This window comes from Rhodopseudomonas parapalustris, assembly GCF_053772255.1.
In genome coordinates, this window is sequence record NZ_JAMKBZ010000001.1 from 383,809 (window position 1) to 395,167 (window position 11,359).

General features: G+C 62.3%; 12 protein-coding genes. 9 read left to right on the forward strand and 3 right to left on the reverse strand.

Annotation, left to right across the window (positions count from 1 at the left end; all coding sequences use genetic code 11):
• Nucleotides 1–6 precede the first annotated feature (6 nt).
• On the reverse strand, nt 7–540 hold the full coding sequence (locus M9H71_RS01860; RefSeq protein ID WP_455403405.1) for a TadE/TadG family type IV pilus assembly protein: 534 nt from the start codon (nt 538–540) through the stop codon (nt 7–9).
• 162 nt (nt 541–702) lie between these two features.
• Entirely contained in the window at nt 703–1,197 is a 495-nt protein-coding gene (locus tag M9H71_RS01865) for a pilus assembly protein N-terminal domain-containing protein (RefSeq protein WP_164605322.1), read from the reverse strand.
• A 397-nt stretch (nt 1,198–1,594) separates the two neighbouring features.
• Here M9H71_RS01865 and M9H71_RS01870 point away from each other — a divergent pair, with 397 nt between their 5' ends.
• The 9 genes from M9H71_RS01870 (at nt 1,595) to M9H71_RS01910 (ending at nt 10,459) form a co-directional block, all read left to right on the forward strand.
• Nucleotides 1,595–1,771, forward strand: coding sequence for a Flp family type IVb pilin (locus M9H71_RS01870; protein ID WP_455403406.1), 177 nt, complete (start codon nt 1,595–1,597; stop codon nt 1,769–1,771).
• Nucleotides 1,772–2,104: 333 nt separating this feature from the next.
• Entirely contained in the window at nt 2,105–2,629 is a 525-nt protein-coding gene (locus M9H71_RS01875; RefSeq protein ID WP_455403407.1) for an A24 family peptidase, read from the forward strand.
• A gap of 124 nt (nt 2,630–2,753) precedes the next feature.
• Nucleotides 2,754–3,542, forward strand: a complete 789-nt coding sequence (gene cpaB / locus M9H71_RS01880) for a Flp pilus assembly protein CpaB (protein ID WP_455403408.1) — start codon at nt 2,754–2,756, stop codon at nt 3,540–3,542.
• A 13-nt stretch (nt 3,543–3,555) separates the two neighbouring features.
• The gene (locus tag M9H71_RS01885) at nt 3,556–4,998 is read left to right on the forward strand and encodes a type II and III secretion system protein family protein (RefSeq protein WP_455403409.1); all 1,443 of its coding nucleotides are present in this window, start codon (nt 3,556–3,558) and stop codon (nt 4,996–4,998) included.
• A gap of 19 nt (nt 4,999–5,017) precedes the next feature.
• Nucleotides 5,018–5,746 (forward strand): CpaD family pilus assembly protein, encoded by a 729-nt coding sequence (locus M9H71_RS01890; protein ID WP_455403410.1) that lies wholly within the window; start codon nt 5,018–5,020, stop codon nt 5,744–5,746.
• On the forward strand, nt 5,743–7,014 hold the full coding sequence (locus M9H71_RS01895) for an AAA family ATPase (RefSeq protein WP_455403411.1): 1,272 nt from the start codon (nt 5,743–5,745) through the stop codon (nt 7,012–7,014). Before M9H71_RS01890 ends, M9H71_RS01895 begins: the two co-directional genes overlap by 4 nt.
• Before the next feature lie 21 nt (nt 7,015–7,035).
• Nucleotides 7,036–8,487, forward strand: coding sequence for a CpaF family protein (locus M9H71_RS01900; protein WP_455403412.1), 1,452 nt, complete (start codon nt 7,036–7,038; stop codon nt 8,485–8,487).
• A gap of 13 nt (nt 8,488–8,500) precedes the next feature.
• The gene (locus M9H71_RS01905) at nt 8,501–9,475 is read left to right on the forward strand and encodes a type II secretion system F family protein (RefSeq protein WP_455403413.1); all 975 of its coding nucleotides are present in this window, start codon (nt 8,501–8,503) and stop codon (nt 9,473–9,475) included.
• Nucleotides 9,476–9,484: 9 nt separating this feature from the next.
• Entirely contained in the window at nt 9,485–10,459 is a 975-nt protein-coding gene (locus M9H71_RS01910) for a type II secretion system F family protein (protein WP_455403414.1), read from the forward strand.
• Between the two features lie 42 nt (nt 10,460–10,501).
• On the opposite strand, the gene M9H71_RS01915 is transcribed toward M9H71_RS01910, so the two are convergent.
• Nucleotides 10,502–11,302 (reverse strand): tetratricopeptide repeat protein, encoded by an 801-nt coding sequence (locus M9H71_RS01915; protein WP_455403415.1) that lies wholly within the window; start codon nt 11,300–11,302, stop codon nt 10,502–10,504.
• Nucleotides 11,303–11,359: the final 57 nt, after the last annotated feature.

Below are 11,359 nucleotides of genomic sequence, written 5' to 3' on the forward strand. Positions count from 1 at the left end.
ACTCGCTCAGGGCTCGTTGCGGAACGCGGTGGTCGCCATCAACAAGCGCTTGCCATTCGCTAGGTTCGAAGGATCGAATCCCAAACGGGTGACGAACAGCGGCCACTGATAGAAGACCCGCACCACGATGATGTCGCCCGGTCCGCCGATGTTGTACTTCATGTTGTCGATGAAGTTGTTGTCCTTGTCGATCGGGGAAGCAAGGTTGACCTTACTGAAGTCGCTACCGTAGTTCTCCACATCCACATAGATGCCGTTGCAGTCGAACAGCGCCTTGACGCGATTGCAGACCTCGTTCTTGAAATCCGCCTGCTTCATCGAGCTGTCTTGCGCCTGCCTGGTCAGGATCAGTCTCGACGAGTCCTGTACGGCGGTCTCCAGGACTTGGCCCGCGAAGAAGATCAGCCCCACCTCGATGATCGCGAACAGCATCGCGAAAAACATCGGAGCCACCAGCGCGAATTCGACCGCGGCGGAGCCTCGCCGGTTGCGGCGAAATCTGCGCGCCAATGCCAGCGCCGGTGAGATCATGGAGGGCATAGATCCGCAGTCCTCTTCGGTCGGGCCACCTCGTAACTTCGGAAACTAATCTCAACACATTGTGGAAGTGTTTCGCTGGATCGAAACAAAATGCTGAACGCCATTAAGCGCGCGTCAACCATGTTGCGCGACGCGATGGACTCGACAGCCCCGAATTGTCGATCAATTCGTCCTGGAAGCGCCTGACACGCCGCTCGCTTGCTCGTTGAGCTTTCCGGTCTGGTCCATCGTCGATTTGAAGTAAGCCTCGGAATCGCCCAGTGTCATCCGGCGCTCGCAGATCGGTGCGCAGCTGTAAGACTCCCGGTTAGTGCCGCGATAGACGGTCACCACCTTGTCCGACGGACCTTCGACCTGAATCAGGCGATCGGTGACGACCGCTCCTTTTCGATCCATTGCAATGACGTTTGTAGCGCCATAGCCCTTCCCGGTAATGACCACCATGCCGCCGGGCTGAAGGCTCACGTCGGCGATCAGGGGATTGCCGACCACGATCGTCGCAACGTCCTGCGGCAGCTTGACCAGCTTGGCCTGGTCGACGCTGACGGAGATCGAATCTTCGGTGCCCGCGCCCGCCGGTGCGGAGCAAAGGCCAAACAGCAGCGAGGGAACGAACAGCGTGGCGCCGATGCGGCGCGCGAAGCGGAACGACGACATACTCAACTCCGGGACGTTCACGAGCCGGCCTAAGCGATACGCAGCGGTGCCGGCGCCCGACGGTGTCAAAGTGACGTCAATTGATGAACGAACCGCAAACCGGTGTGCTCGCATTCGAGCCAATTCGTCCGATTTTGAAGCAGCCGAGTTGAAGGATCGTCGCCTCACGGTATTGGCATGCCGACGAGAGCACGACCACTTCGCAATTACTTCAAATTAACAGCACATTTACCCTGGGCGAGAAGCGTCGCGGAAACGCTCAATGCCCCCATTTTTACGCAATCGAATTAACTGCCCTGCAATTTCCCGCACATAGGTTCAACGCCATGGTCACGGTGCTGAGAACGCCGGCAAGACCAAACAGAGTTCGACAGCCACGTGTACATGGAGCTACCCGATGAAGAACATCGTTGCGCGTTTCATCAAGGACGAATCCGGCGCCACCGCCATTGAGTACGGTCTGATCGCTGCCGGCATCTCGCTCGCGATCATCGCGGTCGTGCAAACGATCGGCGGCACCCTGAATACAAAATTCACGGAACTGAGCGACATGCTGATCGGCGCCAAGAAGTAAGACAGCCCAGCGAGATTCATCAAGGCCCCGGATATTCCGGGGCCTTTGTTGATTCTACTCCGGATGCACGCCGACAAAGACAGCGTCACACCCTGGTGCCCGATTTGAACCGAATGCAGCGACCGCCGATTCCTGGGACCCAACTCGCAGCGCGTGAGGCGACGGCGCGTCAAATCGTATGCGTAGCGCTGCTACTCGCGATCACCGCTCTGGCGTTTCGTGTTTTATCGACCTTCTGAGCGGCACGCTTTTTCCGATTATTTACTCCTTGGGCCCATTTCGGGATGCACTCGCGACAACTCCGGCCGCCCGGAGCAAGATAAGGCAGAGCCGATGATCGCCGATCTCCTGCGGATATCACTCTTCCCCGCTTTGATGGCGTTCGCCGCGGCGAGCGACCTGATCACGATGACGATTTCGAACCGCGTGTCGTTATTGCTGGTCGCCGGCTTTGCGCTGCTGGTACCGTTCAGCGGATTCGGCGCCTACGACGTTCTATCCCATGTCGGCGCCGGCGCCACCGTCCTAACCGTAGCCTTCGCGTGTTTCGCCATGGGATGGATCGGCGGCGGAGACGCGAAAGTCGCGGCAGCCGCCGCGTTGTGGCTCGGTTTCGAACATTTGCTCGACTACCTACTTTACACCTCTCTGTTCGGCGGCGCGCTGACGTTGTTGATCCTGAGCTTCCGACAATGGCCGGTCCCCTATCCGCTGGTCGGACAAAGCTGGCTGTTACGGCTCCACGATCGTGAGACCGGTATCCCGTATGGAATTGCCCTCGCGACCGGTGCGCTGATGATCTATCCGCAGACCCAATGGATCCGAGGGGTCGATCTGGCCCGACTCGCTTTGGGCTGAGCGGACAGGAACCCCTCGTTAACGCGATTTAGATACGCCTCATTAACCATGCTTTGACGAATAGCTGGTCAACTCGCCTCACTGCGGCGGGTGCGCCGCCCGTGTCATGTGGAAAGTGAAGCGTATGAATACCGCGCGCATTGTCGTCCTGACCATCGCAGTCGGTGCCGGCGGCGTCGCGGCTTACCTGGCGAGTACATCCGGCCCGCCGCCCGCCGCCCCTTCCGCGCCGGTGGCTCAGTTGCCGACCGTAGAGGTCCTGGTCGCCAAGAACGATATTCCGCTGGGTCAGGCCGTGACCCCCGGCGACCTGCAATGGCAGACTTGGCCGTCGGCGACTGCGAGCTCGAAGTTCATTCGCCGAAACGAACAACCGAACGCGACGTCCGACATCGTCGGTTCAGTCGCGCGCTCGCCGTTCATCGCTGGCGAGCCGATCCGCGAACAGAAGCTGGTGAAGGCCAACGGCTCCGGCTTTATGGCCGCCATCCTCCCCAGCGGAATGCGAGCGGTCTCGACCGAGATTTCTCCGGAAACCGGTGCAGGTGGTTTCATCCTGCCCAACGACCGGGTCGACGTGATCCTGTCCAAGCGTGGCAGGAATTCAGACCAGGCGAACAACGATCAGGTCAGTTCCGAGATCATCCTCAGCAACATCCGCGTGCTGGCGATCGACCAGACCATCGAGGAAAAGAACGGCCAGAAAGTCGTGGTCGGAAAGACCGCAACGCTGGAGCTGAAGCCGGAGCAGGCGGAACACCTCGCGCGCGCACGCCAGAGCGGAACGCTGTCGTTGGCTCTGCGCAGCCTCGCCGACGCGAGCCAGCCCACCTCCACCGAAACCGACGCCAAGAGCAGCACCGTTAACGTGGTTCGCTATGGCGTCACCACTCAGACGTCGTCGCAGAAATGATCCGAGGACGGAGATGACCCGCGAAATCGGCACCCGACCCATCCGGCCTCTGAGAAGCGCGGTACTGGCGCTGTCCGCCGCGGCTACGCTCACCTTATTTCCGAGCTTGACGGCTGTTCATGCCCGGGACTACCGCGCAGCTCCTGTCACGGCAACGAGCTCTGGTCTGAACGCGCAGTCGATCGCGCTCGGTATCGGCAAGTCGATGGTGATCGACCTGCCACGCGACATCAAGGACGTGCTGGTCGCGGATCCGAAGATCGCAAACGCCGTGATCCGGTCGGCGCAGCGCGCCTATATCATCGGCGCCTCGGTCGGCCAGACCAACATCGTGTTCTTCGATTCCAGCGGCCAGCAGATCGCTGCCTACGACATTGCGGTGACCCGCGATCTGAACGGAATCCGCGCGGCCCTGAAACAGTCAATCGCCAATGGCGACGTTCACGTCGAGGGGCTTGGCGACGGCGTAATGCTGACCGGCTGGGTCGGCTCCCCCATCGAAGCGCAGCAGGCGTTCGATCTGGCAGCGCGCCTCGTTGGCGACGACAAGAAGGTGGTGAACAACATCGCCGTTCGCGGACGCGACCAGGTGATGCTGAAGATCACCGTCGCCGAAGTGCAGCGCGACATCGTCAAACAACTCGGCGTCGACCTCAGCGCGAACCTCGCCTACGGCACAGCGGTCGTGAACTTCAACAACACCAACCCGTTCACGCAATCGGGCTCCGCGCTGGTGCCAAACAACGCGCTGACGACCAAGTTTGGATCGCTGCCATCGGTCACCGCCACCTTGCGGGCGATGGAGAGTGCCGGTGTGGTGCGCACCCTCGCCGAACCGAACCTGACCGCGATCTCGGGCGAGCCGGCCACGTTCCTGGCCGGCGGCGAATTCCCCGTGCCGAGCGGCGTGACCTGCAGCAACGGCGTCTGCACGCCATCGGTCACATTCAAGAAGTTCGGTATTCTGCTCAACTTCACCCCGGTGGTGATGACCGCGGGGCGAATCAGCCTCAAGGTGATGACCGAGGTTTCGGAGGTCTCGAGCGACAACTCGGTCGTCATCAACAGCCTGTCGGTGCCGTCGATCAAGACCCGCCGGGTCGAGAGCACGGTTGAAATCCCCTCTGGCGGCTCCCTGGCGATGGCCGGGTTGATTCAGGAACAGACCAAGCAGGCGATCAACGGACTACCGGGTGCTGCGCAACTGCCGGTGCTCGGCAGCCTGTTCCGCAGCCGCGACTACATCAACCGGCAAACCGAGCTGATGGTGCTGGTGACGCCCTATGTGGTTCGCGCCGTGGCACAGAAGGACCTGTCGCGGCCCGACGACGGCTTCGCCGACGCCTCGGATCCGCAGGCGGATCTGCTCGGCAGCATCAACAAGCTCTATGGCGTCCCCGGCCGCACCGAGCCGGCGCGTACCTATCGCGGCCATTTCGGCTTCATTACCGACTAGGCGGAGCGAGGACAGGACGATGACATCCACCATATCCGCCAAAGCGACTCGCGGCCTCGGACTCGGGGCCGCTTTGATCGGTTTTTCGTTGTCGCTCGGCGCTTGCACCCATACCAGTCGTGAAGCGGAGGTTACGCAGAGCATCCCGACCGACTATCGGCAGCGCCATCCGATCGCGATCCGGGAAGCAGACCGCACCGTCGAGGTATTCGTCGGCAATGGCCGCGGCGGCCTGACTGCCCCCCAGCGCGCCGACGTGATGGAGCTCGGTCAGACCTGGCTGCGCGAAGGCACCGGACCGATCATCGCCGAAGTACCGATCGACACGCCGAACGCGCGGGCGGCCGCGGATTCCATTCGGGAGATCCGCTCGCTGCTGACCGCCGGCGGCGTCCCGCCCCGCGGGCTCACCGTCAAGCACTATCGTCCGGCCGATCCGCGGACCTTTGCGACCATTCGCCTGATCTATCCGCGGGTCGCCGCGGTCGCCGGGCCCTGCGGCCTGTGGCCGGAGGATCTCGGCTCCAGCATCAAGAACAAGGGCTACTTCGAAAACCGGCAGTATTGGAACCTGGGGTGTGCCACTCAGCGCAATCTCGCCGCGATGGTCGACAACCCGGCGGATCTGGTTCAGCCGCGCCCCGAAACGCCACCCTACACGGCCCGACGCGTCGTCACCAATGACGCCTACCGGACCACAAAGCCAGACACTTCCGACAAGACCAAGTTGAGCAACGCCGGACAATGATCAGCTACTCCCGCGAGAACCAGGACGAACCGGCCACGATGGCTGTGGCTCCCGCGCCGGAAGAGCACATTGCTCCGGCGCCGCGGGTGTCCGTTCAAGCCTTCTGTGAGACCGTCGAGACCGCCGCCGCGGTGCAGTCCGCCGGCGAAGACCGCAGGCTCGCCAAGGCCCATTTGAAGATTCAAATGGGCGGCGTCGTCGCGGCGATCGAGGCGTATCGCTCTGCGCCGACTCCCAACGTCATTATCCTCGAGACCGACGCGCGCAGCGACGTACTGGCAGGCCTCGATCAGCTCGCGACCGTGTGCGATCCCGGAACCCGGGTGATCGTCATCGGCAAGGTCAACGACGTGACGCTGTACCGCGAATTGGTCCGACGCGGCGTCAGCGACTACGCGATCGCACCCGTCCGTCCGATCGACGTGGTGCAGTCGATCTGCAACCTGTTCTCCGCCCCGGAAGCCAAGGCGGTAGGGCGGATCATCGCCGTCGTCGGCGCAAAGGGCGGCGTCGGCGCCTCGACCATCGCGCACAACGTCGCTTGGGCGATTGCGCGCGATTTGGCCCTGGACTCGGTGGTCGCGGACCTCGATCTCGCATTCGGCACCGCCGGACTCGATTACAATCAGGACCCGCCGCAAGGCATCGCCGAGGCGGTTTTCTCGCCGGAGCGGGTCGATACTGCCTTTGTGGATCGGCTGTTGTCGAAGTGCACCGACCACCTCAGCCTGCTTGCCGCACCGGCGACACTGGATCGCGTCTACGATTTCGGCGTCGATGCCTTCGATGCGATCTTCGACACGCTGCGGAGCACCATGCCCTGCATCGTGCTCGATGTTCCGCACCAGTGGACAGGATGGGCCAAGCGGGCGCTGACCAATGCCGACGACATCCTGATCGTCGCGACCCCCGACCTCGCCAATCTGCGCAATACCAAGAACCTGATCGACCTGCTGAAGGCGGCGCGCCCGAACGACCGCCCTCCGTTGTACTGTCTGAACCAGGTCGGCATCCCGAAGCGGCCGGAAATCTCAACGAGCGAATTCGCCAAGGCGATCGAGAGCCAGCCGATCGTCTCGATCCCGTTCGACCCACCGATGTTCGGGGCCGCGGCCAATAACGGCCAGATGATCGCGGAGATCGCTGCGAACCACAAGACCACCGAAATGTTCCTGCAGATCGCTCAGCGCCTGACGGGACGCGGTGAAGCCAAGAAGACGAAAGGCTCGTTCCTGGCGCCGCTTCTGGAGAAGTTGCGGGCCAAATGAGCTTGAAGTTGGAGTATCGAGGTGTTTGGTAAGCGCGGACCGGATAACGACGTCAAGGCCCCGAAGCCGGTGAGCTTTACGCTGGAGGCGGCTGCGCGCACCCCTGAGCCACGGGCGGTCATCTCCTCGCCGCCGATCGCGCCGGGACGCGCGAATCCGCCGCCGCCGGTCGTCGAGACGCGTCGCTCGGAGAACTACTATCAGGTCAAGGCGACCATCTTCGGGGCGCTGATCGAAGCGATCGATCTGGCACAACTGGCCAAGCTCGACGGTGAATCCGCCCGCGAAGAGATCCGCGACATCGTCAACGAAATCATCGCGATCAAGAACATCGTGATGTCGATCGCTGAGCAGGAAGAACTGCTCGACGACATCTGTAACGACGTGCTCGGCTACGGGCCGCTCGAACCGTTGCTGTCGCGCGACGACATTTCCGACATCATGGTCAACGGCTCCGGAACGGTCTACATCGAGGTCGGCGGTCGTATTCAGCGCACTGGCATCCGGTTTCGCGATAATCAGCAACTCCTCAACATCTGCCAGCGCATCGTCAGCCAGGTCGGCCGGCGTGTCGACGAATCTTCGCCGATCTGCGACGCTCGTCTCGCCGACGGCTCGCGCGTCAATGCCATCGTGCCGCCGCTGGCTATCGACGGACCTGCGCTGACAATCCGCAAATTCAAGAAAGACAAACTGACGCTCGAGCAGTTGGTCAAGTTCGGCGCGATTTCCTACGAAGGCGCCCAGATCCTGCAGATCATCGGGCGCGTCCGCTGTAACGTGCTGATCTCGGGCGGCACGGGATCGGGCAAGACCACTCTTCTCAACTGCCTGACCAACTATATCGACGACGACGAACGCATCATTACCTGCGAGGACGCCGCCGAACTGCAACTGCAGCAGCCCCACGTTGTGCGCCTGGAGACCCGGCCGCCGAACATCGAGGGCGAAGGCCAGGTCACGATGCGCGACCTGGTCCGCAACTGTCTGCGTATGCGGCCGGAACGGATCATCGTCGGCGAAGTCCGCGGCCCGGAAGCGTTCGATCTGTTGCAGGCGATGAACACCGGCCACGACGGCTCGATGGGCACGCTGCACGCCAACAACCCGCGCGAAGCGCTGTCGCGCTGTGAATCGATGATCACGATGGGGGGCTTTTCGCTGCCGTCGCGAACCATCCGCGAGATGATCTGCGCCTCGATCGACGTCATCATTCAGGCGGCGCGTCTGCGTGACGGCTCGCGCCGCATCACCCACATCACAGAGGTGGTGGGGATGGAAGGCGACACCATCATCACACAGGATATTTTCCTGTACGACATTCTCGGAGAGGACGCCAACGGCCAGCTTGTCGGCCGCCACCGGTCCACCGGTATCGGTCGTCCACGATTCTGGGAACGCGCCCGCTACTTTGGCGAAGCGCAAAGGCTCGCCGCGGCGCTCGATGCCGCGGAGGCCGCCGCGACTACATAAGGAGACCGGTGCGATGGAGATGCAGACGCTCGCACTCGGCTTCTTCGCCGCGATCGCCGTCGGCGGTCTTGCGTGGGTCTTCGTCTATCCGTTGCTGTCCGGCGAGAACAAGGCCGAGAAGCGGCTGAGCTCGGTGGCACGAACGACGCCGGCGATACGTCAGGTCGATCGTGTTCAGCGGTCGCGCCGCGAACAAGTCGAGGGCTCGCTCAAGGAAATCGAGACCCGCAACGCAAAGCAGAAGAAAGTCCCGCTGAATACCCGGCTGTCGCAAGCCGGCCTCGACTGGACGCCCGCCAAATTCGGCACCATCTCCGCCGTGCTCGGTGTGACGGTTCTCGGCATCGCGATCCTGTTTGGCGCCAATCTGATCACAGCGGCCGGTCTGGGATTCGCCGCTGGCTTCGGCCTGCCTCGCTGGGCGCTCGGCTTCCTCAAACGACGGCGCGAGAGGAAGTTTCTCACTGCACTTCCCGACGCCGTCGACGTCATCGTTCGCGGCATCAAAGCCGGCCTGCCGCTGTTCGACTCGATCAAGATGGTGGCCGCCGACGCGCCGGAGCCGCTCCGAACCGAATTCAATGCGATCATCGAGACACAGACGATCGGCATGCCGCTCGATGAAGCGTGTGCCCGTCTGTACGATCGGATGCCTCTGCCCGAGGCCAACTTTCTCGGCATCGTGATCTCGATCCAACAGAAGTCGGGCGGCAATCTGGCGGAAGCGCTCTCCAACCTGTCCAAAGTGCTCCGAGATCGCCGGAAAATGGCCGAGAAGATCCAGGCGATGTCGATGGAAGCCAAGGCTTCGGCGGCGATCATTGGATCGCTGCCGCCGATCGTGATGCTGCTGGTCTACCTGACCACACCGGACTACATCTCGCTGCTGTGGACACACCCGATCGGCCGAATCCTGCTGGCGGCCTCCGCGATCTGGATGTCGGCCGGCATCCTGGTGATGAAGAAGATGATCAACTTCGACTTCTGAGAGCGTGTCATGATCGATTTCCTGATTGAGAAATTCCAGGACGCGCGCTTCATGGCGACGTTACTGGCGGCGATCGCGGCAAGCGCCACCGTCTACACCCTGGTCACTCCGTTTCTCGCCGGCCAGCCGCTCGCCAAGCGGATGAAGGCGGTCGGCAGCGAACGTGAACGTATCCGTCAGCGCGAACGCGATCGACTCGCCAAATCAGAAAAGGTGTCGCTGCGGCAGGCGCCGAAGAAGCTGGTCGCGCGCGTTGTCGAAGATTTCAATCTCTCCAAATGGCTGGCGCAGGAGAGCGCGCGTGACAAGCTGGTGATGGCCGGCTATCGCGGCCAGGCGCCTTACATCACGTTCCTGTTCTTCCGACTGGTCATGCCGATCGCTTTTGGCGTCGCATCGGCATTGTACATCTTCGTCATCACCGAGTTCGATCAGCCCGCCACCATCAAGATCGGCATCTGTATCGCCGCGATCTTCCTCGGCATGCAGGCGCCGATGCTGTTCCTGAAGAACGCGATTCAAAAGCGCCAATTGTCGATCAAGCGCGCGTTCCCCGACGCACTCGATCTGCTGCTGATCTGTATCGAGTCCGGCATGTCGATCGAAGCGGCGTTCCGCCGGGTATCGATGGAAATCGGCTCACAGTCGATCCCGCTCGCCGAGGAGTTCACGCTGACGACGGCTGAACTATCCTATCTGCAGGATCGCAAGCAGGCTTACGAGAATCTGGCGCTGCGCACCGGCCTCGACGGCGTGAAGTCGGTCTGTCTGGCATTACAGCAGGCCGAGCGCTACGGCACCCCACTCGGTCAGAGCCTGCGGGTGATGGCGCAAGAGAATCGCGACATGCGGATGAACGAGGCCGAGAAAAAGGCAGCCGCGTTGCCGCCCAAGCTTACCGTGCCAATGATCTTGTTCTTCCTGCCGGTGCTGTTCGTGGTGATTCTCGGCCCGACCGGCATTCGTGTCGCGAGCATGCAGTAAAGCAGCTCGTCCGCCGGCACATCCGGCGGTTGGATGCGCTGATCAGCGCCCCGAGGCCATGACGCCGGCTTTGCGACCGGCGGTGCGCGTCGCATCCTGGCCACTCACCATCTGCTTGAGATAGGCGACATTGGCGGCGGCCTCGTCCGGGGGCAGATCAGCGCGGACGATCGACTCGGCCTCGGCGAAACGCCCCTGTAATCCGATCACCAGCGCAAGGTTCTGCCGCACCCGGGAGTCCGCCCGGCTGCTGGCATAGGCCTGTCGCAGCGCTTCCTCGGCTTTCGGCAGGTCCTTCGTCAGCACATAGGACATACCGAGATTCGACAGCACCGAAGGCTCGCCCGGCGCCAGTCGCAGTGCGCTGGCATAATAGCGTCGCGCCTCTTCGTTGCGGCCCATCTGGTCAAGCACCGTGCCCTGCACCGACAGGATACGCCAATCAGGATTGTCCGGAGTGTGCGCGCGGGACAGTGTGTCGAACGCCAGTTGGAAGTTGCCGTTGTCGGCGAGTGCGCGACCGTAGGCGGCCCGCAACGCCTTGTTGCTCGGATTGGCGAGGGAGGCTTTCTCGAGCACCGCTACCGCCTGAGCACGTTGCCCGATCGCGCGCAGCGCGTTGCCATAGGCGATCGCCGCGTCTGGATCGCGCGGACGGGAGCGATAGCGTTCGCCGGTAATCTGTTCCATGCGCTGCGGATCGGCTGGCGTTTCGGCCCGTGTCCCCAGCGAACCGGTGACATCGGGCATGCCGGTGGTCTTGCAGCCGCTGAGCAACAGCGCCAAACCGACAGAGAGCGCCGCCGACGTGGCAATCCGGGCAAGACAGGGCAGCTCGCGCATGGCACCGTTACTCACAAAACCGTCCAATTCCAGCTCAGCAATAGAGCGTTAACCCTA